The organism is Streptomyces sp. CA-243310 (genome assembly GCF_050936775.1).
Classification (GTDB): Bacteria; Actinomycetota; Actinomycetes; order Streptomycetales; family Streptomycetaceae; genus Streptomyces.
This window is the reverse complement of the sequence record NZ_JBNJMF010000001.1, coordinates 485219-510593: the sequence shown is the minus strand read 5'-3', so window position 1 is coordinate 510593 and position 25375 is coordinate 485219. Positions and strand designations below refer to the sequence as shown.

22 protein-coding genes, 4 tRNA genes and 1 other RNA gene are annotated in these 25375 nt (G+C 70.1%); 13 read left to right on the top strand and 14 right to left on the bottom strand.

All coding sequences use genetic code 11. The features are described from left to right. Positions 1-2: 2 nt before the first annotated feature. Positions 3-254: a phosphoribosylformylglycinamidine synthase subunit PurS gene (gene purS / locus ACQEVM_RS02440; RefSeq protein WP_008740952.1), complete on the bottom strand. Its 252-nt coding sequence runs from the start codon at positions 252-254 to the stop codon at positions 3-5. A 320-nt stretch (positions 255-574) separates the two neighbouring features. Here purS and ACQEVM_RS02435 point away from each other — a divergent pair, with 320 nt between their 5' ends. The 8 genes from ACQEVM_RS02435 to ACQEVM_RS02400 all read left to right on the top strand — a co-directional run bounded on the left by ACQEVM_RS02435 (position 575) and on the right by ACQEVM_RS02400 (position 5149). Then, on the top strand, positions 575-892 hold the full coding sequence (locus ACQEVM_RS02435; protein ID WP_351382784.1) for a histone-like nucleoid-structuring protein Lsr2: 318 nt from the start codon (positions 575-577) through the stop codon (positions 890-892). A gap of 87 nt (positions 893-979) precedes the next feature. Further along, a tRNA-Gly gene (locus ACQEVM_RS02430) sits at positions 980-1051 on the top strand. A 74-nt stretch (positions 1052-1125) separates the two neighbouring features. Next, positions 1126-1198, top strand: a tRNA-Gly gene (locus ACQEVM_RS02425). 152 nt (positions 1199-1350) lie between these two features. Further along, a complete protein-coding gene (locus tag ACQEVM_RS02420; RefSeq protein WP_433074217.1) occupies positions 1351-2319 on the top strand; it encodes an ABC transporter ATP-binding protein in 969 nt (322 codons plus the stop codon). After that, complete coding sequence (locus ACQEVM_RS02415; protein WP_433074214.1) at positions 2316-3098, top strand: ABC transporter permease; 783 nt, start codon at positions 2316-2318, stop codon at positions 3096-3098. The genes ACQEVM_RS02420 and ACQEVM_RS02415 overlap by 4 nt, the downstream gene beginning before the upstream one ends. Before the next feature lie 82 nt (positions 3099-3180). Continuing rightward, positions 3181-4413: a sensor histidine kinase gene (locus tag ACQEVM_RS02410; RefSeq protein WP_433074211.1), complete on the top strand. Its 1233-nt coding sequence runs from the start codon at positions 3181-3183 to the stop codon at positions 4411-4413. Continuing rightward, the gene (locus tag ACQEVM_RS02405; protein WP_433074208.1) at positions 4410-5054 is read left to right on the top strand and encodes a response regulator; all 645 of its coding nucleotides are present in this window, start codon (positions 4410-4412) and stop codon (positions 5052-5054) included. The genes ACQEVM_RS02410 and ACQEVM_RS02405 overlap by 4 nt, the downstream gene beginning before the upstream one ends. 22 nt (positions 5055-5076) lie before the next feature. Continuing rightward, positions 5077-5149, top strand: a tRNA-Gly gene (locus tag ACQEVM_RS02400). Between the two features lie 101 nt (positions 5150-5250). Here the strand turns inward: ACQEVM_RS02400 and ACQEVM_RS02395 are convergent. From ACQEVM_RS02395 to ffs, 6 genes are all read right to left on the bottom strand, one after another. Then, a complete protein-coding gene (locus ACQEVM_RS02395) occupies positions 5251-6168 on the bottom strand; it encodes a phosphoribosylaminoimidazolesuccinocarboxamide synthase (protein ID WP_433074205.1) in 918 nt (305 codons plus the stop codon). Positions 6169-6288: 120 nt separating this feature from the next. Beyond that, on the bottom strand, positions 6289-7767 hold the full coding sequence (locus ACQEVM_RS02390; RefSeq protein WP_433074202.1) for a N,N-dimethylformamidase beta subunit family domain-containing protein: 1479 nt from the start codon (positions 7765-7767) through the stop codon (positions 6289-6291). A 181-nt stretch (positions 7768-7948) separates the two neighbouring features. Beyond that, positions 7949-9529: a hypothetical protein gene (locus tag ACQEVM_RS02385; RefSeq protein ID WP_433074199.1), complete on the bottom strand. Its 1581-nt coding sequence runs from the start codon at positions 9527-9529 to the stop codon at positions 7949-7951. A gap of 276 nt (positions 9530-9805) precedes the next feature. Further along, positions 9806-11059: a phosphoribosylamine--glycine ligase gene (gene purD / locus ACQEVM_RS02380; RefSeq protein ID WP_433074196.1), complete on the bottom strand. Its 1254-nt coding sequence runs from the start codon at positions 11057-11059 to the stop codon at positions 9806-9808. A 60-nt stretch (positions 11060-11119) separates the two neighbouring features. Then, positions 11120-13327, bottom strand: coding sequence for a DNA polymerase III subunit gamma and tau (locus ACQEVM_RS02375; RefSeq protein WP_433074193.1), 2208 nt, complete (start codon positions 13325-13327; stop codon positions 11120-11122). Positions 13328-13406: 79 nt separating this feature from the next. Next, positions 13407-13501: signal recognition particle sRNA small type (gene ffs, locus ACQEVM_RS02370), an RNA gene on the bottom strand. 246 nt (positions 13502-13747) lie between these two features. Between ffs and ACQEVM_RS02365 the strand changes: the two genes are divergently transcribed. The 3 genes from ACQEVM_RS02365 to ACQEVM_RS02355 all read left to right on the top strand — a co-directional run bounded on the left by ACQEVM_RS02365 (position 13748) and on the right by ACQEVM_RS02355 (position 16552). Continuing rightward, positions 13748-13835, top strand: a tRNA-Ser gene (locus ACQEVM_RS02365). A gap of 303 nt (positions 13836-14138) precedes the next feature. Further along, entirely contained in the window at positions 14139-15815 is a 1677-nt protein-coding gene (locus ACQEVM_RS02360) for an Eco57I restriction-modification methylase domain-containing protein (RefSeq protein ID WP_433074190.1), read from the top strand. An 11-nt stretch (positions 15816-15826) separates the two neighbouring features. After that, positions 15827-16552 (top strand): PaeR7I family type II restriction endonuclease, encoded by a 726-nt coding sequence (locus tag ACQEVM_RS02355; RefSeq protein WP_433074187.1) that lies wholly within the window; start codon positions 15827-15829, stop codon positions 16550-16552. 324 nt (positions 16553-16876) lie between these two features. On the opposite strand, the gene ACQEVM_RS02350 is transcribed toward ACQEVM_RS02355, so the two are convergent. The 7 genes from ACQEVM_RS02350 to ACQEVM_RS02320 all read right to left on the bottom strand — a co-directional run bounded on the left by ACQEVM_RS02350 (position 16877) and on the right by ACQEVM_RS02320 (position 22478). Beyond that, the gene (locus tag ACQEVM_RS02350; protein ID WP_433074184.1) at positions 16877-17485 is read right to left on the bottom strand and encodes a hypothetical protein; all 609 of its coding nucleotides are present in this window, start codon (positions 17483-17485) and stop codon (positions 16877-16879) included. Beyond that, positions 17478-17903, bottom strand: a complete 426-nt coding sequence (locus ACQEVM_RS02345) for a hypothetical protein (RefSeq protein WP_433074181.1) — start codon at positions 17901-17903, stop codon at positions 17478-17480. Before ACQEVM_RS02345 ends, ACQEVM_RS02350 begins: the two co-directional genes overlap by 8 nt. A gap of 37 nt (positions 17904-17940) precedes the next feature. Continuing rightward, on the bottom strand, positions 17941-18993 hold the full coding sequence (locus tag ACQEVM_RS02340) for a hypothetical protein (protein WP_433074178.1): 1053 nt from the start codon (positions 18991-18993) through the stop codon (positions 17941-17943). A 177-nt stretch (positions 18994-19170) separates the two neighbouring features. After that, positions 19171-19683, bottom strand: coding sequence for a hypothetical protein (locus ACQEVM_RS02335; RefSeq protein ID WP_433074175.1), 513 nt, complete (start codon positions 19681-19683; stop codon positions 19171-19173). Positions 19684-19738: 55 nt separating this feature from the next. Next, on the bottom strand, positions 19739-21505 hold the full coding sequence (locus ACQEVM_RS02330; RefSeq protein WP_433074172.1) for a tyrosine-type recombinase/integrase: 1767 nt from the start codon (positions 21503-21505) through the stop codon (positions 19739-19741). Next, positions 21502-21801 (bottom strand): helix-turn-helix domain-containing protein, encoded by a 300-nt coding sequence (locus ACQEVM_RS02325; RefSeq protein ID WP_433074169.1) that lies wholly within the window; start codon positions 21799-21801, stop codon positions 21502-21504. The genes ACQEVM_RS02330 and ACQEVM_RS02325 overlap by 4 nt, the downstream gene beginning before the upstream one ends. Positions 21802-21932: 131 nt before the next feature. Further along, positions 21933-22478, bottom strand: coding sequence for a helix-turn-helix transcriptional regulator (locus ACQEVM_RS02320; RefSeq protein WP_433074166.1), 546 nt, complete (start codon positions 22476-22478; stop codon positions 21933-21935). A gap of 266 nt (positions 22479-22744) precedes the next feature. On the opposite strand from ACQEVM_RS02320, the gene ACQEVM_RS02315 reads away from it, so the two are divergent. Next, positions 22745-24283: a DnaB-like helicase N-terminal domain-containing protein gene (locus ACQEVM_RS02315; RefSeq protein WP_433074163.1), complete on the top strand. Its 1539-nt coding sequence runs from the start codon at positions 22745-22747 to the stop codon at positions 24281-24283. Positions 24284-24531: 248 nt separating this feature from the next. Then, positions 24532-25374 carry a DUF2637 domain-containing protein gene (locus tag ACQEVM_RS02310; RefSeq protein WP_433074160.1) on the top strand — a complete coding sequence of 281 codons (843 nt, stop codon included), beginning with the start codon at positions 24532-24534 and terminating at the stop codon, positions 25372-25374. Position 25375: the final 1 nt, after the last annotated feature.

The window sequence follows — 25375 nt, the reverse complement described above, 5'->3', positions numbered from 1 at the left end:
CCTCAGGCCTCGACCTTCACGGTGAAGTCTTCGATGACGGTGTTGGCGAGGAAGGTTTCGGCCATCTTGTGGATGCGGTCGAGGGCGGCCTGGTCGACCGGTCCCTCCACCTCCAGTTCGAAGCGCTTCCCCTGGCGGACGTCGGCGATCCCCTCGAAGCCCAGCCGCGGCAGTGCACGCTGCACCGCCTGGCCCTGGGGGTCGAGGATCTCCGGCTTGAGCATGACGTCGACTACGACGCGTGCCACTGGCACTCCCGTGTGGTGGTTGGTGCGAAGGCGGTTCCATCAGCGTACCCGGCGAAAATTTCTACGCGGGTAGATATGCCTTGGGCGTGATCCACGACCGGTTTCGGCTTCACCAACGCTTCGCAAAATCCACCGGAAAACCACGCGCCCGGGATTGCGGCGGGACACGCGGAGACAATTAACTGGGCTTCGCAATTCAATGCGAATCACGGTACAAAGGAATCGGTCGGGATTCCGACGGATTGATGCATTGCTCCGAAACATCCACACAGGCGACATCACCGCATGTCAGCACGCGGTGACCTCGCACGAAGGGACCGATATCCGTGGCGCAGCGCGTAGTAGTCACGATCTCCGACGACATCGATGGCGGAGAAGCGGCGGAAACGGTCGTGTTCGCCCTGGACGGTAAGTCGTACGAGATCGACCTCAATGTCGCCAACGCAAAGAAACTGCGGAAGAGCCTCGCCCCCTTCGTGGCCGCCGGGCGCCGACAGGCCCGCTCGGGCAAGGCGTACAAGCACACGTCGATCGCCCCCGATCCGGCGGTCGTCCGGGCCTGGGCCCGGTCGAACCACCACGACGTGCCGCCGCGCGGTCGCATCCCCAAGCGCGTCTACGAGGCCTACAACGCTGCCCACTGACCCCGGATTTGCCATCCACCCCCTCGGATCGGCTAGTGTGTGGATCACGCCAAGGGGCGAGGCCGCAAGGCCGAGACCCGAAGTCGTGCGGGTGTAGTTCAGTAGCAGAACACCCCCCTTCCAGGGGGGAGGCGCAGTGTGCAATCCCTGTCACCCGCTCTGCACGCTTTACCGACCACGGTTGTGGATCAGGTAGAGTGATGCTCGCAGCGCACGGCTTTACGTCGTTGCATGCGGACGTAGCTCAGTTGGTAGAGCACCACCTTGCCAAGGTGGATGTCGCGCGTTCGAGTCGCGTCGTCCGCTCAGTGTGACAAAGGCCCCGATCATTGATCGGGGCCTTTGTCGTGCGTTCACCCCTATACCCGCGCCTTTGCCCGGCCCCGCCTGACATATGTCATCCCCCGTCATGACAGCGCGCACTGCTGCCGCGGCCGGTCCGCCGCGAGCCTTGGTTCATGACCGACACAGTGATGACCGACACGGTGATCCGGGCGGAGGAACTGCGACGCCGCTACGCCGGCGGCTTCGAGGCCGTCCGCGGCGTCTCCTTCTCCGTGGAGCGCGGCGAGATCTTCGCCCTGCTCGGGACGAACGGCGCCGGCAAGACCTCCACCGTGGAACTTCTGGAGGGACTGGCCGCACCCTGCGGGGGGCGGGTACGGGTCTTCGGCCTCGACCCGTTCACGCAGCGGGCCGAGGTTCGGCCGCGCACCGGGATCATGCTCCAGGACGGCGGCTTCCCCTCCGACCTGACCGTCGCCGAGACCGTCCGGATGTGGGCCGGGGTCACCACCGGCGCGCGGCCCGGGGCGGAGGTCCTCGAACGGGTCGGGCTGGCCGCGCGGTCGTCCGTACGCGTCAAGCAGTTGTCCGGCGGTGAACGGCGCCGGCTCGATCTGGCCCTGGCCCTGCTGGGGCGGCCGGAGGTGCTGTTCCTCGACGAGCCGACGACCGGCATGGACCCCGAGGGTCGCCGGGACACCTGGGAACTGGTGCGGGAGCTGCGCGCGGAGGGCACCACGGTGCTGCTGACCACGCACTACCTGGAGGAGGCGGCGGACCTCGCCGACCGGCTGGCGATCCTCCACGAAGGGGAGCCGGTGCTGACCGGTACGCCCGCCGAGGTGACCGCGACCCGGCCCGCGCGGATCCGTTTCACGCTCCCGGAGGCGGTGCCCGCGGCGCGGTTGCCACTGTCCCTGCGGGCGGCGGCGGACGGGCGGCGGGTGGAGATCCGTACCGAACGGCTCCAGGAGAGCCTCGGGGAACTGCTGCGATGGGCGCACGAGGCCGAGGTGGAGCTGGGCGGGCTCGACGCCCGGTCCGCCTCGCTGGAAGAGGCCTTCCTGGAGATCGCGCGGAGCCGCCGGAGCCCCCTCTCCCGGGCCCGGAGCGACGAGGACGAGAGGGCGGGAACCCGATGAGCACGCCGCACCTGATCGCACCGCGCCTGAACCCCCGTCGGCTCGGCGCTCTGGGCCGCTCCGAGCTGATCCTGCTGCGGCGCAACCGGACCGCCCTGTCCATGGCCCTGTTCATGCCGGCGGCCATGATGTTCCTGCTGCGCTCGACGCCGGCCGCCTCGGACGGGCAGAGCGCTGCGGCCCTCGGCCGGGCCACCCTGAGCGGCGGCACCGGACTCGTCCTGCTCCTGGTCGTCTACATGAACCTGGTCTCCGCGTACGTGGCCCGGCGCGAGGAACTCGTCCTCAAGCGGCTGCGCACCGGCGAGGCGGGCGACCTGGAGATCCTCGCCGGCACCGCGCTGCCGGCCGCGGTCGTCGCCCTCGGGCAGATCGGCGTCCTCGTCCTGGCCGGCGCCGCCGCCCTGGACGCGCCGATGCCGGACAACCCGCTGCTCCTGATCGTCGCGGTGCTCGCCGCGATCGTGTTGCTGGCCGGCTTGGCGGCGCTGACCAGCTCCTTCACCCGGAGCGTGGAGAGCGCGGGCATCACCACACTGCCGCTGCTGCTGGTGAGCCTGTTCGGCTCGGGCCTGTTCGTACCGATGGACGGCCTTCCGCGGACGCTGGCATCGGTGTGCGAACTGCTTCCGCTGAGCGGCGTCATGACGCTGGTGCGGGGCGCGTGGGACGGTGCGCCGGCCGGGGACCTGACCGGCGCCGCGCTCGTCACGGTGGCCTGGACCGTGAACACCGTGTTTGCTGTCCACCGGTGGTTCCGCTGGGAACCGCGGCGCTAGGTCCTGTCGTCGAAGTGGGGCCAGGCGAGACTTCGACGACAGGGCCTGGGTAACGACAGCGAAGTCGGGGGGGACGGGGACCGTGTCGAAGCTGACCGGGTGGTGGAAGAACCGCAGCAGTGCGGGGAAGGTCGAGCTCTACACACGCTGGTCGTTCCATCTCTTCGTGGCGATCGAGATCCTGACGTTCGGACTCGGCGGCCTGGTCCTCGGTCCGCGAGACGAGGTCGGCTCGGCCGAACTGGGCCTTCTGGTGCTGGTGTGCGTGCACTCCGTGCTCGTCGGGTTCCTCTCCTCCCGGGCGCTGGACTGGCTGGTGGGGCGCAGGGGCCGGCCCGTGTGGGTGGCGTGGGCGACAGTGATCGTGACGGCCGTCGGATGCCTGACCGTCCTGGTCCTGCGCCGGACCGGGCACATCGACGAGACCGTCGCCCCGATGCTGGTGACGGGCATGACCTGCTTCGCCTCCGGCTCCCTGGTGATGGGCCTGGAGAAGGTCCGGCACATGTGGGGCGTCGCGCCCGCGCACGCCGTGGGCACCGGCCTGACGGTGGTCGCCCTGGGACTGCCGGTCGTGGAGGGCATCGGGTATGCCATCGGGGTGCTGCTGAGCGGTCTGTTCCTCAGCCTCGCCTGTGGCTTCTCGGGGTGGCTGCTGCGGATCGTGTACGAACTCGACCGCGCCCGGGAGCTCCAGGCGCAGCTCGCGGTGGCCGAGGAACGCCTGCGGTTCGGCCGGGACCTGCACGACGTGATGGGACGCAATCTGGCGGTCGTCGCCCTCAAGAGCGAGCTGGCGGTGCAACTGGCCCGGCGCGGCCGTCCCGAGGCGGTGGAGCAGATGATCGAGGTCCAGCGGATCGCCCGCGAGTCGCAGCGCGAGGTGCGGGACGTCGTGCGCGGCTACCGCGAGGCGGACCTGGCCGTGGAGCTGGAGGGCGCGCGCGGGGTGTTGAGCGCGGCAGGGATGGACTGCCGCGTCGAGTTCGAGGCCCGCCGGGCACTGCCCTCCGAGGTGCAGTCGGCCCTGGGCTGGGTGGTCCGGGAGGCGACCACCAACGTCCTGCGGCACGGCGACGCGCAGAGCTGCCTGATCCGGCTCGCCGAGGCCGGGGACGGATCGGGCGCGCTGACCCTGCTGGTGGAGAACGACGGAGCCCCCGAGACGCCGGCGGGCCCGCCCGGTTCGGGACTCGCGGGGCTGCGCGAGCGCCTCGCGGTGGTCGACGGAACCCTGTCGGCGGGCCCGACCGGGGGCGGCCGGTTCCGGCTGTTGGCCCGGATCCCCGAACAACGACTGACGGTGCGGGCATGAGCCCCGCGCCCACGACTGGAGGTGCGGGCGTGAGCCCCGTACGCGTACTGCTCGCCGACGACGAACACCTGATCCGCGGCGCCCTGGCCGCGCTGTTGGCCCTGGAGGACGACCTGCTGGTGGTCGCGGAGGCGGCCTCGGGGCCGGAGGCGCTGGCGATGGCCCGGGCACACCGCCCGGACGTGGCGGTGCTGGACCTGCAGATGCCGGGGGCGGACGGTGTGAGTGTCGCCACATCGCTGAGGTCCGAACTCCCCGGCTGCAAGGTCATGATCGTGACCAGTCACGGCCGGCCCGGCCACCTCAAGCGGGCCCTCGCGGCGGGCGTGCGGGCCTTCGCACCGAAGACGGTGTCGGCGCAGCGACTGGCCGAGCTGATCCGAACCGTGCACGCCGGAGGCCGTTACGTGGACCCCGAGTTGGCGGCCGACGCGATCAGCGCGGGGGATTCTCCGCTGACCGCCCGGGAGGCGGAGGTACTGGAACTCGCGGCGGACGGGGCGCCGATCGCGGAGATCGCGGAGCGGGCCTCGCTCACGCAGGGCACGGTACGCAATTACCTGTCCTCGGCGGCGACGAAGCTGGGGGCCGAGAACCGGCACACGGCAGTGCGCATCGCACGGCAGCGAGGTTGGGTATAGTGGGTACCGCGCTACGGCGCATGCGGACATAGCTCAGTTGGTAGAGCACCACCTTGCCAAGGTGGATGTCGCGCGTTCGAGTCGCGTTGTCCGCTCTGTACGAAGAAGCCCCCCGGTCCTCGGACCGGGGGGCTTCTTCGTGTTCCCGACCTCTCGGGTTCCCCGGCCCGCTCGGCGGGCCGGGGACACGGGACGTTCAGCGGCCGGTCTTGGCGGTCCAGGTCAGGCCGGTGAGCCGCTCGTACGCCTCGATGTACTTGGCGCTGGTCTGCTCCACCACGTCCTGCGGCAGTGCCGGGGGCGGGAGTTCGCCGGCGCGGTCCCAGCCGGAGGCGGGGGAGGTCAGCCAGTCGCGGACGTACTGCTTGTCGAAGGAGGGCTGGGCGCGGCCCGGCTTCCACTGGTCGGCCGGCCAGAACCGCGAGGAGTCCGGGGTCAGCACCTCGTCGGCGGCGACCAGGGTCCCGTCGGCCCCGAAGCCGAACTCGAACTTCGTGTCGGCCAGGATGATGCCCCGGTCGCGGGCGATGTTCCGGGCGCGGGTGTAGACGGCCAGGGTGGCCTGGCGCAGCAGCGCGGCCGTCTCGGTGCCGACGGTGCGCGCGACCTCCTCGTAGGAGACGTTCTCGTCGTGCTCGCCGACGTCGGCCTTGGCGGCCGGGGTGAAGATGGGGCCGGGCAGCTCGGAGCCGTCCACGAGGCCCTCGGGCAGGCCGAGTCCGCAGACCGTGCGGGTCTGGACGTACTCGGCGAGGCCGGAGCCGGTGAGATAACCGCGGGCCACGCACTCGATCGGGACCATGTCGAGGTTCTGGCAGATCAGCGTGCGTCCGGCCCAGTCGGCGGGGGCGCCGGCGGGCAGGGTGGTGCCGATGACGTGGTTCGGGACGATCTCCTTGAGCTGGTCGAACCACCACAGGGAGAGCTGGGTCAGGACCCGGCCCTTGTCCGGGATCTCGGTGGGCAGGACCCAGTCGAAGGCGGACATCCGGTCGCTGGCGACCATGACGAGGTTGCCGTCCTCGTCGCGGTAGAGATCGCGCACCTTGCCGGTGTGGAGGTGGACGAGGCCCGGCACCTGAGCCGGCTCGGGCTTTTCGACGAATCCGGACACGGGGTCTCCCTGTGGTTCTGTACGAGCGCGATCCCATTGTCCCGTACCGGGCCGCGCGCCCTCGCCAGGGGGCGCGGCCCGTCGCGTCGGCCGGGTCCGTGTCAGGCGACGGGGGCCGTGTCAGTCGTGCTTGCAGATCCGGTCGAGGAGATTGGCCGTGGCCCGCTGGACCCGCTCGTCCACGTGGCCCGGGCGGTCGAGCGCCGGGGACCAGGCGAAGGTGCCGGACGCGAACACCCAGGCTCCGCTGGGCGACCGGTACAGGGACGTCTCCTGGTGGCGCTTGGCGCCCTCGCTGTCGAGGTACGGGGAGTGCGCGAGCAGGATGCGGTCCTGGTGCTCGGGGAGCTGGGTGCGCGGGAAGTACCGGTCGGCCTCGCCGGCGACCAGTCCGGCGAGCTCGTCGTTCTCGGCGGCGCCGGTGGAGTCCCAGAGCCAGTGCGTGGCGTTGCGCACGATCAGGGGCGCGGGCTCGGGGACCCGCCCCGCGTACTGGATGCCGAGCAGTTGTTGTTCGGGGCGGTCGACCTCGCGCCACAGGCTGGGGCGGCCGGGTCCGCGCCGCTTTCGACAGGTGAGGAGCCGGTCCTCGACCCCGGACGGCGAGGGTGCCAGTTCGACCTGCCAGTACATGGTGTTGGCGGAGAGGAACACGAGCGAGGTGCCGTGCTCGCGGGCGCGCTCGACGGTGCGGCGCATGGGAGCCGACCAGTACTCGTCGTGCCCGGGGAAGACCAGGCCCCGGTAGCGGGTGGGATCGACGCGGCCCGCGTGCAGGTCCCGGGTGTCGGCGTAGGCGATGTCGTAGCCGTAGCGCTCGGCCCAGCGGATGAAGTCGTAGGCGTGGCCCACGTGGAGAGGCAGGCCGGCGCCCGCGTAGGGGCGGTCGAAGGACACGGTGGTGGCGGCGTCCGCCTCCCCGAGGAGACGGCCCTGCTCGTCCCAGGCGTGGTAGAGGCTCGCGCCCGTGTGGCCGTCCTCCGGGTAGAGGTTGTAGGCCTGCCAGGTGATGTCGGGCAGCAGGAGCAGCAGGTCGGCGGGCTCGTCGTCGCGGACCGTGAAGGGAATGTGGGAGCGGTAGCCGTCGACGGTCGTCAGGACGGCCACGTACGCGCCGACGTTCCAGTACGAGGGGACCTGGAGCCGCCAGGACAGCCACCAGTGGTGGCAGGAGACCGTCCGGTCGGCGGTGAGCGGGGCCGGCTGGACGATGCCGGAGAGCCGGGGACTGGAATGGATCTTGCTGGCGCCGTCCCCCGCGTAGTGGCCGATGCGGTAGATGTCGACGGAGAACTGTTGGGGCGGGTCCACGGTGATGTGGAAGTCGATCGCATCGCCGGGGGAAACCGCTCCGGTGGACGCGAAACCCTTGATCTGCCGGTGGACGTCGTCGGCGGTGAGCGGGCCCCCGCCGCTGCGGGCGCGCGGGATCTGACCGGGGGCGACCGCGGGGTCCACGTACCAGGGGACGACCTGGCCGGTGTCGTCGAAGTACAGCTCGCTCCCCCGGAACCAGGGCAGCGGCCCCTGCCCGAAGGGATCGTTCACCGCGTGCGCGAGCGCACCTGACTCCCACCGCCGGATCTGGTCCGCACTCATCCCGCTCCCCTCCCTCGCTCCCCCGAACGTGCATCCGTCGACCCCAGCACATCACATAACGCGCGCACTCCGTCACCGTTCGTCGCGGAAAAGCCTAGTCACGTGGCCGGCCGGCGTCGGGCCGGATCCGGGGCGAGGGAGCGCGCGCGGGCGCGCGGCCCCGGGCGGCGCCTGCCGCGCCTCACACCAGCCGGACCGGCTTCTCCGGGCGGACGCCGACCTCCCGGAGCCAGTCCCGCAGGGGCTCCGGGTCGCCGTCCTCGACCAGGCACAGCACCCGGGGCGCGAGGTCCGACCGGCGTGCGCCGCCGACCAGCAGCACGGGGCCGTCGAGCCAGTCCAGGCCCGGCGCGGCCCCGGCGGAGTCCACGGCCGCGCAACAGACCAGTGCCGTCACGTGGTCGGTCAGCAGGTCCCGGCCGCTGCGCGGTGCCTGGAGCGGGAAGAGCGGGACGGCGTCCGCGGCCCGTGCCACGGCCGAGTCCGGCCCGGACTCCTCCCTCGCGAGGTCGCCGCTGAGCCTGCCCGCCAGCGACTCCCCGGCGGGGACGGCGTCCGTGAGGAAGGCGATGACCCGCTCCACCGTGGGTGCCGCGGGGGCCGCGAGACCGTCGAGGGCGGCGTGCAGTCGGGCGGCCTCCGTGCGCCACTTCCGGTCCACGACCTCTTCCGGGTACGCGGCCCAGTCCACCGGGGACCAGTCCGGGCCCACCTCGGCCGGACCTCCGTGGAAGAGGCGCGCGGCCAGCAGCGAGGCGGCCTCGTCGACGGCGCCCGGCTGCTCCAGAAGATCGCACGCGGGGCGCTCGCCGAGCCGGGAGGTGAACCCGTCCGCGAGACGGTCGCGGCGGGACAGCTCGGTCAGCGCCGACACCACGCCGGCGTCGAGCCGTGCGGGCCAGCGGCCCATCCGCCAGGCCGGCAGGGCGACCCGGGTGAGCAGCCGATCCCAGCCCGCGTAGGCCAGCCCGACCTGCTCCTGGGCGACGATGCGCAGTCCGTAGTCCACGCCCTGGGCGCGGTCCGAGGCGGCGGCGGCCACCCCGCGCTCCATCTCCGCGGCGTCCACCCGGCACAGCCGCAGCAGCAGCCGGGCCGGCGTGGCGATCCAGCCGAGGCCGGGCCTGCCGCCGACGTCCACGGCGGCGTCGAGACCCCGTACGAAGCCTCGGGCGTCGGCTATGTCGGGGTGCGCGGAGGGGCCCGTGCCGGCGACGACCGGCGCCAGGACGGCACGGAGTTCCGCGACCCGCATCCACCACAGGAACGGCGAGCCGATCACCAGCACGGGGGCCGCGCCGGGCACGGACTCGGGCCGGCCGGCCGCCGTGTCGGCGCGGCGGTGGGCGGGGTGGGTGCGATCCTCCAGCCAGCTGTCGCAGTCCGGGGTCAGGGCTATCGCGGAGGGCGGGGGCACGTCCATGCGGTCGGCGAGATCCCGCACCAGCCGGTACAGGTCGGGGGCGGCGGTCTCGGACAGCGGCACCGTCGGGGTCACGGCGGGGCCGGCCCGCAGCACGACGGCGGCGAAGGCCCCGCCGACCAGCAGCACCAGGGCGGCCACCGCGCAGACGGTCAGGGTCACCGCGGGCCAGGGGTCACCGGCCAGCCGACCCGTCATCCGGGCGGCGACGAGCACCACCGCGAGGGCGGCGGGCAGCAGCGCGAGGGCCAGCGCCCTGCTGCGTACCCGCAGCACGGCGAGGGCTCGGGAACGCGCGGACGGCGTCCCGACTTCAGCGATCGAACCGGTTCCGGACACGGCCGGACCTCACCCCCTCTGCCCTGCGGCGGCTTTGCTCACTCCCCCACTGTGACACCCGCCACCGACATCGCAATGCCGGTGGGCCATGTGCCGGAATGCTTGCGCCGCACCCTAGTTGGGGCCGGCGCGACAGTCAGGCGGTCCGGGCCACCATCACCCGATGGAATGGCTTTGGGTAAAGGTGGGTGCGTTCGAACGCGGCCGGATGCAGTCGCACGCGCGGGCCCGGGCGCGCAGAGTGCGCCCGGGCCCGCGTTCACGTCGTTCCGCTGTTCAGCGGCCTTCGGCGGCCTTCGCCGCGATGTCCGTGCGGTGCTGCGAGCCGTCGAGCCGGATGCGGGCGACGGCCTTATACGCCCTCTCTCGGGCCTGCGCCAGATCGGAACCGGTCGCCGTCACCGAGAGGACGCGACCGCCCGCGCTGACGACGGCGTCGCCGTCACGGCGGGTCCCGGCGTGCAGCACGTACGCGTGCGGGGCGTCCTGTGCGGCCACATCGGCCAGGCCCTCGATCGGGTCACCGGTGCGCGGGGTCTCGGGGTAGTTGTGCGAGGCGATGACGACGGTGACGGCGGCGTCGTCGTGCCAGGCGAGCGGCGGCTCGGTGTCCAGGGTGCCCCGGGCCGCGTTCAGCAGCACGCTCGCGAGCGGGGTGCGCAGGCGGGCGAGGACGACCTGGGTCTCGGGATCGCCGAAGCGGGCGTTGAACTCGATGACCCGGACCCCGCGCGAGGTGATCGCCAGACCGGCGTACAGCAGGCCGGAGAAGGGGGTGCCGCGGTGGCGGAGCTCGTCGACGGTCGGCTGGAGGACGGAGGCCATGACCTCGTCGACCAGCTTCGGGTCGGCCCAGGGGAGCGGCGAGTACGCGCCCATGCCACCGGTGTTGGGGCCCTCGTCGCCGTCGAGCGCGCGCTTGAAGTCCTGCGCGGGCTGGAGGGGGAGGACGGTGACCCCGTCGGTGATGGCGAAGAGGGAGACCTCGGGACCGTCGAGGAACTCCTCGATGACGACCCGGTCGCAGGCCAGCGCGTGGGCACGGGCGGCGGCGAGGTCGTCGGTGACCACGACGCCCTTGCCGGCGGCGAGGCCGTCGTCCTTGACGACGTAGGGGGCGCCGAAGGCGTCGAGGGCGGCGTCCACCTCTTCCGGGGTGGTGCACACGTAGCTGCGCGCGGTCGGGACCCCCGCCGCGGCCATCACGTCCTTGGCGAAGGCCTTGGAGCCCTCCAGTCGGGCCGCGTCGGCGGAGGGGCCGAAGACGGGGATGCCAGCCGCGCGGACGGCGTCGCCGACCCCGGCGACCAGCGGGGCCTCCGGTCCGACGACGACCAGGTCGGCGCCGAGCTCGACGGCGAGGCGGGCCACCGCGTCACCGTCGAGGGCGTCGACCGGGCGCAGTTCGGCCACCTCGGAGATGCCGGCGTTGCCGGGAGCGCAGTACAGCGCGTTGACGTCGGGGTCGAGGGACAGAGAGCGGCACAGGGCATGTTCGCGGGCGCCGCCGCCGATGACGAGGACCTTCACGCCATGAAGCGTAGCCCGCGCTCCGGATTCTCTTTCGTGCGGCCACCCAATGAGACGGCCCTACTCGTTCGTGTATTCCTCCACAACGGTGGCTCCGAGCTCCCGCACGATCAGGTCGTGTCCGGTCAGCGCGCTGTCGACCAGGTCCGGATCGTCCTCCTCGGGGACGTCGTCCTCCAGGGAGACGGGCGGGGGCCCCTGCCGCTCGGGCGGCTGCGGCGGGGGCGCGGACTGCTGGGACGGCTGCTGGTACGAGGCCTGCCGGGACGGCTCCTGCGGAGCCGGGGCCTGCTGCTGCGAGGGCTGTGGGCTGTACGCGGGCGCGGCCGGGGCGGAGTACGAACCCATGGCCGGCACGGGCGCGCCACCGCCGACCACGGCGTCGATCTTCCAGTTGACCTGGAACTGCTCGGCCAGAACGGCCTTGAGGACGTCCTCGCTGCCGCTGCTCGCGAAGTTGTCGCGGGCTCCGACATTGGGGAAGCCGAGCTGCAACGTCGTTCCGTCGAAGCCGGTGACCTGGGCGTTCTGGCTGAGCAGGATCCAGGTGAAACGGCGGCGGTTCTTCACGGCCTCCAGGACGCCGGGCCACATGGCCTGTACCTGGCCCGCTCCGGCGGCCATGCCGGGCGTGGGAATGGCGGGCGCGGGACCGGTCGGGGCGGCGGCGGACGGGGCGGCAGCGGGTGCGGGGGCGCCCGATCCGGGTGCGGTGGCGCTGGGCCAGGCGCCCGCGGTGGGGGCCTGGGCGGCCGGGGCCGGCGCGGCGGGACTCGCGGCTCCGGGCCACGCTCCCGGCTGGGCCGCGGCGGGGGCGGGTGTCCGGGCGCCGGCGCCCGGCTGGGCGGCGCCGGGCCAGGCACCGGGTGCGGTGGCGGGCGCCTGCGCGGGTGCGGGTGTCGCGGGTGTCTCCGCCGGGGCGGGGGTGGCCGGGGTCTGGGCGGGGGGCGGGGGTGTGGCGGGCACGGGCTCCGGTTCGGGGGCTCGGACGGCCGCGCGGGCGGCGGCCATCCCGCCGGCGGGTCCGGCCGGGGCCATGCCGTGGGCCTCGGGCCCGGGGACGTACCCCATGGCGGGCATCGCGGCCGGCGCGCCGGCCGCCGCCGCGAATCCGCCTCGCTCCAGTCGGTCCAGGCGGGCCTGGAAGGAACGCTCGTCGTCGAAGGCGGCGGGCAGCAGCACGCGGGCGCAGATCAGCTCCAGCTGGAGCCGGGGCGAGGTCGCGCCCCGCATCTCGGTGAGTCCGGTGTTGACGAGGTCGGCGGCGCGCGACAGCTCGGCGGCGCCGAAGACGGAGGCCTGGGCCGTCATCCGCTCGACGACGTCGGCGGGGGCGTCGATGAGCCCCTTCTCCCCGGCGTCGGGGACGGCGGCCAGGATCACCAGGTCGCGCAGCCGCTCCAGCAGGTCGGCGACGAACCGGCGGGGGTCGTTGCCGCCCTCCACCACCCGGTCGACGACCTCGAACGCGGCGGCCCCGTCCCCGGCGGCGAAGGCGTCGACGACGGAGTCGAGCAGCGATCCGTCCGTGTAGCCGAGGAGGGACGTCGCCATGGCGTACGTCACACCCTGTTCGGCGGCGCCGGCCAGCAACTGGTCCATCACCGACATCGAGTCACGCACCGAACCGGCGCCGGCCCGCACGACGAGCGGCAGCACGCCGTCCTCGATGGTGGCGCCCTCGCGGTCGCAGACCTCGCCCAGGTAGTCCCGCAGGGTCCCGGGCGGGACGAGCCGGAAGGGGTAGTGGTGCGTCCGGGACCGGATGGTGCCGATGACCTTTTCCGGCTCGGTGGTGGCGAAGATGAACTTCAGGTGCTCCGGAGGCTCCTCGACCACCTTCAGCAGGGCGTTGAAGCCCGCCGAGGTGACCATGTGGGCCTCGTCGATGATGTAGATCTTGTAGCGGCTGGAGGCGGGGCCGAAGAAGGCCTTCTCCCGCAGGTCACGGGCGTCGTCCACACCACCGTGCGAAGCGGCGTCGATCTCGATGACGTCGATGGAGCCGGGGCCGTTGCGCGCGAGGTCCTTGCAGGACTGGCACTCCCCGCAGGGGGTCGGCGTGGGCCCTTGCTCACAGTTCAGGCAGCGGGCCAGGATGCGCGCGCTGGTGGTCTTGCCGCACCCTCGTGGACCGCTGAACAGGTACGCGTGATTGACCCGGTTGTTCCGCAGGGCCTGCATCAGCGGTGCAGTGACATGCTCCTGACCGATGACCTCGGCGAACGACTCGGGGCGGTAGCGGCGGTACAGCGCAAGGGACGACACGTATACGAGGTTATCCGGGCCCACCGACAAGAGCCGCCCGCCGACCCCTCGCATCCCCCGCCGAAGCCGCCCCGGAACGCAAAACGCCCCCCACGCACCCGCCAGAGCCCACTTACCCTTGCTGCCTTCCGGCCCTGGGGGAGTTGGGTGAGATAGCGCCACGTGAGGGGCTGGCCCCACCCTAGCCGATGAAGCGACCCGGAATCGACCCGGGTCGCTCCACCGGTCGCTCGCGGGTCGCCGGCAGCATCCCTCGCGCATGGCTCCCGCCATCACCCGCGGATGGCTCGCGACGCCCCTCACGGATCGCTCCCGGATCCGTCCCGGTTCACCGCCTCGGATCCTCTCCGGATCGCTCCCGGTGCACCGCCCGACGATCACGTTCGCGAGCACCCCTGAACGTCTTGTATTGTTTGCCCCGGAGGATTCGCCTAGTGGCCTAGGGCGCACGCTTGGAAAGCGTGTTGGGGGCAACCCCTCACGAGTTCGAATCTCGTATCCTCCGCCAGTGCCTCACCGGGCAATACGTCGAAGGCCCCCGCAGCTTGCTGCGGGGGCCTTCGACGTTGGTGGTCTCAGTTTTGGTCTCAGTTGCTCCGAGGTGACGCGTCGGCTCGGTTGCTGGTCCGCTCCTCCGCCGCGCACCCCTCAAGGCCGACAAGCCAGAGCGCGCTCTCGTTGGTCATGGGGACGAGTGGATGTCGATCCCACGGGCCCGATGCTCCGCAGATGGAACAGATCACTCCGTTGAGCACGAGCGACGCCTGTGGATAACTCTCGTGGTCGAAATCCTCCCTAGTAGTGTCAAGACGTGGCCACTCCCCTGTTCTTCGACACCACCCTCCACACCCTCCCCTCAGTCCCCGAGGAGGCCGTGGAGCACGGCGAGGTGTTCACGCGGCGTTGGGTCGTCGATCTGATCCTCGACCTTGTGGGCTACACGTCTGACAAAGCCCTCTGCGACCTGAAGCTCGTGGAGCCGGCCTGCGGTTCAGGAGCCTTTCTAGGAGCCGTGGCTTCGCGGATCAGCGCATCCTGCCGCGAGCAAAACCGTCCCATCAGTGACGCAAGCCATGCCGTGCGTGCGCTCGATCTGCTGGAGCGCAACGTCCGCAAGAGCCGCGAAGTCGTCGAGCAGCACTTGGTCGACGACGGCTGGAACCCCACAGATGCCCAGCAGGTGGCGGCGGCCTGGGTCGAGCAGGGTGACTACCTACTCCAGCCCGAAGGGACCCAGCACGCGGACTATGTGGTCGGCAACCCGCCCTACATCCGCCTGGAGGACGTCCCGGCGGACAGGATGACTGTCTATCGACATGCGTGTCCCACCATGGGCGGCCGCGCAGACATCTACGTCGGCTTCTTCGAAGTCGCCCTTCGAAGCCTCGGGGCAGGCGGACAGCTGGGCTTCATCTGCGCGGACCGTTGGATGCGCAATCAGTACGGTCGGCAGTTGCGCCAGCTGGTGACCAAGAGCTTCAGCATGGACCTGGCTCTGGTCATGCACGATGTGGACGCCTTCGACGACCAGGTCTCCGCGTACCCCGCCATCACACTGATCAGCAAGCGGCCCCAAGGCACCGCTGTGGCGGCGGACACCACGCGAGCCTTCGGTGCTCCTGAGGCCACCGCCTTCGCACGCTGGTACGCGACTGACCAGACAGAGTCGGTCACGACACCAGCGTTCCAGGCCGCTCGGATGCCGCACTGGTTCCCGGACGAGGACTCCTGGCCGAGTGCTTCACCTGCACGACTAGCAGTCCTCGAGGAACTGACAGAGCGCTTCCACCTGCTTGAGAGCAAGAAGTCCGGTACCCGAGTCGGCATCGGCATCGCCACGGGAGCGGACAAGGTCTTCCTCACCGACGACGGCACGTTGATCGAAGACGACCGGCTCCTGCCGATGGCCATGGTCCGCGACACCACGAGCGGCACGCTCAACTGGAACGGCACCTACCTAGTCAACCCCTGGACGGCCAACGGCGAGCTGGTCGACCTCGCCGCGTATCCCCGGCTTGCCAGGTATCTCGACGAACACGGAGCCGCGTTGCGCAAGCGCTACGTGGCGGTCAAGCAGCCACACCGCTGGTACAAGACCATCGACAAGGTCGATCACGCGCTGACTCGGCGGCCCAAGCTGCTGCTCCCGGACATGAAGCTGACGATCCATCCGGTACTCGACGAGGGCGGACTGTACCCTCACCACAACCTGTACTTCATCGTCTCGGACGTCTGGGACATGCGCGTGCTGGGTGGTCTCCTACTCTCCAAGGTCGCGGAAGCATTCGTGGAGGCGTACGCGGTCAAGATGCGAGGGGGGACCCTCCGCTTCCAGGCTCAGTACCTCCGCAAGATCCGGGTCCCAGACCCGGAAGCGATCAGCGAGCGCGACCGAGAAGCCTTGGCGGCAGCTTTCGACAAGCGAGACGTGAGGGCCGCCACGGAGGCCGCCCTGCGCGTCTACGGACTTGCCGAGCTTCCTGACTAGGAGAGCGGATCTTGACGGTCACCCGCCAGGACTTCGAGGACGCGATAGCGACCTATTGGGGCGCCAAGCAGCTGCAGCGGGAGCAGTCCGCGATCAAGGCCGCGGTCGGCGCCGGCACCGCCGGATCCGTCCGCGGTGGTAAGCACTTCGACGCGATCGCGATCCTCCTGTCGAAGTTCTTCCTCGAAGCCGGCTACCCGCCCGAGAGCATCCGGGTCACCAAGAAACAAGGTCTGGAACTCCCCGGTTACTACCGCCCCCAGAAGCAGTGGGACCTCGTGGTGGTCCACGAGGAAGTGCTGGTTGCGGCTTTCGAACTGAAGGCCCTCGGTGGGCCGTCGTTCGGAAACAACTACAACAACCGGGTTGAGGAAGCACTCGGCAGCGCGGTGGATCTGCGACGGGCCGCCTTGGCCGAGCTGTATCCGAAGGAGAAGCCCTGGCTCGGTTACTTCTTCATCATGGAGGACGGCAGCGGCTCTCGGAGGCCGGTCAGCATCGCGTCGGGCGCGCTGCCTGCCGATTCAATCTGGCACGGCACCTCGTATCAGGACCGGTTCGGGATCTTCTGCGAGCGCCTTGTGGCCGAGCAGCTGTACGACGCCGCTTGCTATGTCACATCCTCAGCCGAGGACCCCAAGCCCGTCGAACTAGTGAACAGCCTTGACTGGCGGCACTTCTCGGCTGCCATAAACGCCCGCCTCACGTATCTGAAGGAGCTCGGGCTTCCCTGCTAGGAAAGACGAGCGGTGCCCCGACCGATCTGGTCGAGGCACCGCATTCGGCCCCCACCCTCCCTCGATCTTGCGTGACGGTCCGCCGCGGAGTCGGTCGGCCGTTTTCGTGTGGTGGGTAGAGGGTGGGCAGGTCGGGGGCCCAAATATCCTCTCGGGGTGGCGCAGGGTTCCACTGCTCCGGGGTGGTGAGGGGCTCTCGTGGGAACGGGGAGACCTTCTGGTCACCCGGGGCTCGGTAGGAGTGCGAGCCGTTCGAGGGCGACGGTAATAACGGGGGTCCAGAGCCAGTCCCAACGGGGGACGGGGGTGTGCGTGCATTTCGTCTCAAGGCGAGCCGCCGACGGGAGCGCCGGGGGCCGTCCCTCCGGCCGGGGGAGCGGGCACGGGTGGGGGTGGCATGGCGCGGCGCGGGCGCGGGAGGAGGCGGCGGGCGCGGCCTCGGGGGCGAAGGTGCGCTTCCACGGCGGCCATGTATCGCTCGCGGACATCCGCCAGCGCCCGCAGGTCGATGACCGACGTCGGGATCACCATCGCCGTGTCATCCGCCGCCGGGGCCGAGCGCCAAGCATGCTTCATGCTCTGCCCGGCCACCGTTCGCGTACGGGCGACGAGTTCGTCATACGCGGCGCCAACCTCCGGAGTCTCGAAACGGACCCACGCCTCGTGCCAGGTCAGTCTGGACTGGATCTCCCGCAGCTGCTCCGACAGACGGACCCGCTCCTCGGCGGCGGCGTCCGCGCGGCGGCGACGCACGGCGTAGGCCATCTCCGCGTACTGGATGCTCACTTCATACGCGCTCGCGAACAGTTCCTGCTTCCGCTCACGCAGCTGGGCGCGGCGGATGATCCGCGCCTGGACGCCGAGGACGAGGCCGGTCACGAGTGCGGCGAGAACGGCGGCGTAGGGGCCGAATGCCTTGATCGCGTCAGCCAATGATCTGGTCCTGTTCGTCGAGCCCCGGCGAACCGTGGCCGTGGGGTGCTTCGAAGCCCGGCCAGATGCTAGTGGCGCGATAGGCGGACTCCCAGCGCAGATGGCGGACGATGATCGCGATGAGGAGCCGCCCGCCGTCACCGGTCGACCAGCGGCGCGAGGGGGCGTCCTTCGGGTACCAGAGGCAAAGGGAACCGTCGGGGTTGCGGTGGGCGGGGCAGTCGGGTCCGCGTGGGTGGACGCGGGGGAATTCCGGATCGCCGGGAGCGAAGACGATGCGGAGACTGTGTGAGGGCAGGATCTGCACGTGCGGGTAGACCTGGACGGTGAAACCGGACGCGAAGTCGGCGGGCCTGTCCACCTCGCGCACGTCGAGCCCCGTTGAGCGCATCCCGGTCAACAGCTTGGCGCGGGCCATGGGACGGGCGAACCAAGGACGGCGCGCGGGACGCCGGTCACCGCTCAACGGCCGCGCCCTCCCCCCACGAACGCGTCTTCGGGAGGAGCAGGCTCGCGCCGGCGAGACCGAGGCTGGCGGTAGTGCTCAGGGGAGTAGAGGCGGCGGAGAAGGCGCGTTCGCGTTCACGCATCGTCTTGGGGAAGAGCTGCTCCAAGACCTCCGCCACCGTGTCGATGTCGTCGGGGTCAGCTATGGCCTTCGCGAGCTTGTCGGCGGCGACCCGCAGCCGCCGCTCGGCGTCCGCTTCGGGGATCAGCGGCTTGAGGTCTGGCGAGACGGAGCGCGGATCCATGGTCGGCTCGCCGCGCTGGAGGCGCAGGGCGGCCTTCAGCAGCACCGTGTGGACGGCGCTGACGAGGCCCATTCCCGGCTCGACGAACTCGTAAGCCCAGACGGAGAGTTGGTGTGAGGAGAAGCCCGGCTTCGCGGCCTGAGCATTCCACGCCTTGAGGATGCGGATGGCGCGGCGCCGGGTGCGCCGCAGGGCGTCGGCGCCGGACGTCAGCAGCTCTACGTGGCCCTGAGGGTCGCTCGCACTCCATGCCTTTGCGGAGCCCGGGGCCTGCTCCAGGTCGGGGATCCACAGCCCGCGCCTATCACGGCGGCGCAGCGCCACGATGAGATCGACCGTGACATCCGTGCCGTTGACCGGGGCGCCGAAGTGAATCTTGAGGCCCCGCCGGGACGTGCACACCCGCGCCTTGGGGTAGAACGGGGTGCGCTCCGGGTCGCGGAGCTTCGGCCCGATGAACGCGACAAGTTCGTCGGTGATGGTGTGTGGAGCCTCCCCTTCTCCGTCAGGACCAAGCTCCGGATGCTGGACACGGTCCAGGATGATCCCGCCGTCCCCATCGCTGACGGCTCCCGCGTGCGGCTGAATGTGGGTGCGAACGGGGATCGAACCCGAGCTGTACGACGTACGGCCCTCGGGGTGCTGCTCGGCCAACCTGCGCGCCAGCAGCAGACGTTCGCGCGTCGCCGCGAGGACGTCGGGATCTACGTTGATCAGAGTGAGCAGGTCGTCGAACTGATTGTGCAGATGTGCCATGACCGTTCCTTGCGGGCGGAGGTGCGGTGCGTGGACAGACGGCCGGCACGGGTGTGTACCGTGCTCCAAGTCTGACGCACGCCACTGACAACGCCCCCGTTCTGAGCGGGAGTCACAGCCCAGCGCGGCTCGGTCGATAAGACGATCACCGAGGTCAAGCACCGGCACCGCCAGGTCTCACGACTCCCCAGAGTCATCGGGGTCTTCCTTGCCCTGGGTCAGGATCCGGCCTCCGACGAAGACCACAGCCAGAGCCAGCCCGGAACCGACACCGACCATGACCTTCTTCAGTAGACCGTCCACGTGGCGCTTGTGCTCAGAGTCCTTCTGCGAAGCAAGTCTTCCCGTTTCCTGGATGAGTTCGAGGAGGTGCTTCCTCTGTTCCCAGGTCAGGTCGCCTCTGTGGAGTTCTCGCTCGAAGATCACCCGGTTCTCCCGGAGGGCCTGGTAGACCTGATCCAGGCTATGCCTGCCGTCCGCGAGAGTGGCCTCGTGGGCCTTCTCGATGGCTCCGAAGGCATCCGTGGCGAACTTCCTGAACTCGGGGAACTGTTCGACGATCTTCATGGCCACTTCGGTGTCCATGTCAGGCATCATGGCCGCGAACTTGACCGCTTTCTCCTTGGAGAGATGCCTCCAGGTGTCGATCCCGAGCGCGCGCATGATCTCGGCTTCGTTCTTGTACTTCATGCCGTGGGGCCTCCATCGCTCTCCTTCGCAGCGCGTTCTTCCGCGCTGCGGGCCGCTAACTCTGCCCATCGCCGTGCGTGGCGGGATTACGCGCCCGGTCCACAGCCTGTGCGCACGCCTCCCCGTAGGCCGACGGGACCGCGTTCTCGTCCGTGCCACGCACGTGGGCCTCGATCTCCTGGCCTGGCCGACGAGAAGTGTGCCAGCGGACTGGCAGGTCCGTGTACAGATCGGGCTCGAAGTCCCAGGCCCATGTTGACCATCGGGCAGGACTCCCGACGTTGAGCCGTTCACCTCCCGTCAGGAACACGGCACGAGCGTGGTGCACCATTCGGCGGTCGGGAACCTCATGGCGGATGAGCTGGGCTCCACCTCCCACCTCGGCCTCCCAGTGTTCCCGCCCCATCTCCTCGACCTGTGCCGCCTGGCCTGGCCGGTCCTCGCTCCACTGGGCAATCACTTGCTCCGCGTGCTCGCGGGCGGCGAAGGCCAGGCGTCGGCCGCCAAGGTCAGCGAGGTAGACAGCTGAGTCGACCGAGGCAGGGCCGGAGCGCACGGCGGCACGGGAGCCAACCTCCTCCGCGGCGTCCGCAGGCACGGCCCAGAGCAGGGCTCCGATCTTGGCAGCAGTCTGCTGCAGGACGGGGCCGGTCATGTGCTGGTAGCGGCGGCGCATCCGAGCGGACTTGCCGGGCTCCCAGCCCATGATGCTGTCGACGACAGCATCGGAGATTCCGAGGATCAGCAGGACGGTCGCCGCGGTGTGGCGGGCGTCGTGGAGTCGTGCGTCGCGGACACCAGCGGCCTTCAGCAGGTCCTTCCACCGGTGAAAGTCGGTGTTCGGGTTCAAGGGTTCACCGACCGGCGAAGTGAAGACGTACCCCTTCTCAGTCCAGAGGTCCCGAGCGAGAGCGCGCTCTCGGCCCTGCTCCTCCTTGTGCCGGCGGAGCAAATTCATCAGCTCGTCCGGAACACCGATAGGCCGCTGTCCGGCCCGTGACTTCACGTTTTTGGTCTCGCGCCGGACGTTGATCTTCCGCGGGCAGAAGCCGGGCTTGCGCCCACAGCGGTTGCCGCAGCCGTGCTCGTAGCGGGGCCGCAGGCGGCCTCGGCGGACGCGGATGACTCCGAGCTCGAAGTCGACGTCGGTCCACTGCATGCCGAGGACCTCGCCCTGACGGAGGCCGAGTGCCAAGGCAATGACCCAGCGGGCCGTATTGCGGTGTTTTCCCGCCTCCGCCAAGAGGCGCTGGACCTCCTCGACCGAGTACGGCTCGACTTCGTCCTCTTCGAGGCGTGGCGCCTTCGCGATCGTGGCTGGGTTGCGGGTGAGGTGGCCACGGCGCACGGCCTCATTGAGGGCCGTACGGATGGTGCGGTGAGTCTGATGCGCGGTGCCGGCGGCGCTGCCGGTCTCCTGCATCCTCTTGTAAAAGCGCTCCAGGTGTTCCGGCTCCAGCTTCTTCAAGCGGTGTGCACCGAGGCCGGGGATGAGGTGGTGATTCACCGCGACGCGGTAGCCGTCGATGGTGTTCTCGGAGACGTTCGGCGCGGCAATGTTTTCGACCCAGTGGGTAAGCCAGGTCTCCAGCGTCCAGCTCTGTCCGGCCTTGCGGACCGAACCCTTGTCTCGTTGCCGCTCCAGCTCCCGTACGACCTTGGTGACCTCGGCTCGGGTCTTGCGGCTGACGTGACGGCGGTCGGGCTTGCCGTCATCTTTCACGCCGACGGTGACACGGCCATGCCAGCGGCCGTCCTTGCCGAGATAGATGCTGGAAGCTCCGTTGGGCTGACGGCTATTCGCCGACTCGCCCCGAGTCATGCTGCGGCCCCAAAATCGCTGGCCGTGAGGCGCCGAGCCAGGAAGTCGTTCACCGCCTCTGCTGGTATGCGGCGCAAGCTGCCGATCTTGACCGAGGCGATCTCGCCGGAGGTGACGTACTCGTACAGCTTCGTGCGGCCGATGCCGATCCGTCGCGCGGCCTCGGCGACGGTGAGGGCGACAAGGGTGGTCTCGTCTTGGGCGGGCCTACGTTCGGAGATCAGGTTCCGCAGGTCGTCCTCGGGGACGTCCAGCAGGTCGGCTATCAGGGCAAGCGGAAGTTCGCTTCGGTGCAAGGGAGGGTCCTCTCCTGGCAGGCCACGGGACGGCGAATCCCGATGGGCCGGCAAGTCGTTCAGGGATGGGCGTGAAGAGAAGGAACCGGAGACGGCAAGACCTGCGCTGTTCGTAGCAGCGAGGGGCCGAGTCAGCTCTGTTCGGACGGCGCGTCCATGCGCTCGCCGAGGTAGCTGCGAAGCCGAGTTGGTGCTCCAAGGTGGTGATGGAACTCGCCATTCGAGGCGATGGTCAGCTCGTGGGTCAGCAGACCCTTGACCATGTCTTCCTGGTTGGGGTTGGCGTCCGTGTACGCCGCGAGTTCGTCCTGGATCCGGCGCATGTCCTTGCCCAGGGTCCGCCATTCCTTCCATCTCGCGACGTACTCGCCGACGAGACGTCGGACCAGCGGATTGGCGAGCTGGCCGGGGGGGCTGGTCAGCTCGTCGAAGGTCAGATCGAAGACCTTGCAGAAGCCGAGCGCCTCATCGAGGTTGACCCTTCGACGGGGTTTCCCACTCTCGATGCGCCAGATCGCGGACTGGTTGACCGGGTGGCCGGCATCGGCCATCCGCTCGGCGAGCGTGACCGTGCTCCACCCGCGTGCCTCGCGTTCGAGCTTGATGCGCTCCGCGACATGCTCCTCGGCCGGCGGCCGGTCCGGCCCCGCGCGGGAGGCGCCTTCGTCACTGCCCATCACTGCACCTCCTTGCTGGGGCCCGACGAACAGCCGGGGCGATGGTGAAAACTAAACACCATTCCGGAGCCGAATGCAACCGTTGCGCTTCCAAAAACGTCAGGTACTGTAGACGTCCGCCCTCGAACGGCGGTGAACGCAAAAAGCCCCCGACGCTACGAACGTCGGGGGCCAAGCACGAACTCTCGTAACCGCCCATCCCTGAACGATTGACCCGCGTGGCCTGGGATTCGCCGTCCCGTACGGCCCGCAAGTTGAGGAGCTCAATGTCCAGTATGGACGAACCCCGGCCGACCGCGCCACACCTCGCGGGAACCGGCCGCCAGCCCACGGCCAGCGACCTCACCGCGGTTCCGCCGCACGACGTCGACGCCGAGGCCGCCGTGCTGGGGGCCTGCATGCACAAGGGCGCGGTGATCGACGAAGTGCGCCTGCTGCTCGACGCGGCCGATTTCTACCGCCCCGCGCACGAGACGGTCTGGCGTGCCATCCTCGCCCTGCACAGCGAGGACAAGCCGACCGACCCCATCGTCCTGTCGCACCAGCTGCGCGCCCAGGACGACCTGGAACGGGTCGGCGGTGTGGTGTACGTCCACCAGCTCGCCGACGCCGTACCCTCCGCCAGCAGCGCCGCCTACTACGCGGGCATCGTGCGCACGATGGCCGACCTCAGGCGTCTGCGCGCCTCCGGCATCCGGACCGCTCAGCAGGCGATGGAGCCGGGCGCCGATCCGGATGCCATCCGCAGCGAGGTGGAGGCAGAGGTCCAGGCGGAGCGCGAGCGTGCGCTGGCCTCGGGACAGGGCCGGCTCTCCCGGTTCATCACCGACGGATGGCGCTTCGTCACCGAGACCGGCACTGACACCGAACCTCTCTGGGGCACTCGGGAGCAGACGGCGTGGTCGTCGGGCGAGAGCCTGATGATCGTCGGAGCGCCGGGAGTCGGTAAGACCACGCTGGCCCACCAGGTGATCCTCGCTCGTCTGGGCCTGTCTGACAGCGTCCTGGACATGCCGGTCGCACCGAGTCGGCGTGTGCTGTACCTGGCACTGGACCGGTACAAGCAGATCGCCCGCGCCATGGCCCGCAGCGTCGGGCCCGAGCATGAACAGCGCTTGCGCGACGGGCTCGCCGTCTGGCAGGGCCCCCTGCCCGCCAGTCTGGACAAGGAGCCCGACCTCCTCGCCGACCTCGCCGCAGCCCACCAGGCCGACACCATCGTGATCGACAGCCTCAAGGACGCAGTGAGCACGCTGGTCGACGACGCCCTCGGCGTCGCCTACAACAACGCCCGCCAGCGAGCTATCCGCAACGGCGTCGAAATCATGGAACTCCATCATCAGCGCAAGGCCACCGAGGGTGCTCCACGCGCCCAGAAGCCCACCCTGGACCGCGTCTACGGCTCCACGTGGATCACCTCCGGCGCGGGCAGCGTTCTCTTCGTCGCCGGGGAGGCCGGCGACCTCGCCGTCACCCTGCACCACCTCAAAACGCCCACCGGCGAGATCGGCCCCCTCCAGGTCATCCACGACCACGAACGCGGCATCTCGACGCTCGACCCCGCCCTCGACCCGGTCGCCATCCTGCGACAGCGCCCCGACGGCCTGACCGTGCGCGAACTCGCCATGATCCAAAGCGGCCAGAACAACCCCGAGCGCTCGGCCACCGAGAAAGCCAGGCGCACCCTGGACCGACTCGTCAGGGCCGGACTCGCAGGCAAGGCCGAAGGCACCGCAGGCGGCACCGGAGGCGGCCAGCAAGCCCGCTACCGCGCCTCAGTCCGCCATATCGGCGTCGTCTCCTGACCTGATCGCCGAACGCCAGGACCGTACACGAGGGCGTACACGCACCCCTCCCACGCGCACCGGCCCACGCCTCACCGCAGGCGTACACGCCAAGAACGAAACCCCAGGTCAGACGATCACGCGATCGTTCACGCCGTACACGCACACCAGCGTTCACGCGTGAGCCCCCCCTTTAGAAGGGGGCTCGCGTGTACGCCCCCTGCGTGAACGCCGTGATCGCCTCCGCAGAACCACCCCGGAGAAGCCGCATGACCACACCCGCCACGCCTCATGACACCACCCAGCAGGGCAACGCGATGCCCCACGCCGAGCACGTCCAGGACGTGAAGCCACACGCAACGGCCCAGCAGGCGGCCGAGCGGTACGCCCTCGCCGCAGCCGGAACCGTCATCATCGCCCTCACCGCCGGCGGCTTCTGGCTCTCCTACGCACACCTCGCCAAAGTCGCCGGACAGCATGGCCTGGGAAGCTCCCCGGTCCGGCAATGGGCCTGGCCCGCGACCCTGGACGCCTTCATCGTCGCGGGCGAACTGCTCATGCTCCGCGCCGGCCTCCGCCGAGTGACCGACTGGTGGGCGGTCACCCTGACCGCTACCGGGTCGGTCGGATCCATTGCGCTCAACGTGGCCGGTGTCAGCGGCACGAGTAACGCGAGCGTCGTGCCCTTGCTCGACTACGTGGTCGCGGCAGTTCCCCCGACCTCAGCCCTGCTGGCCTTCGGCGTGCTGATGCGGCAGATCCACCAACTGGTCGACCGACCCTTCGACCGCCCTGCACTCAATTCCGCCGAGGCACCGGAACCGCGGGCCACACCATCCGAACGCATCGCCAATCCGCAGGCAACCGACTCCAGCCGAACGCCGCCGCCCCGGATTTCGGAGGGCCAGCCGCGTGGTGGGCGTCCGATCAGCGCGACAGTCGAGGAACTGGTTGAGATCGGGCGAATCGCCGCGGCCGAGCAGCACAAGCTCACACGGGGCATCGTGCAACAGGCCATACGGGCCAAGGGACATACGGTCGGCGGCCAGAGGCTGACCGAAGTCATGGAAGTCCTCCGGTCGGAACCCGGCGTCGGACGAAACCTCGGCTGAT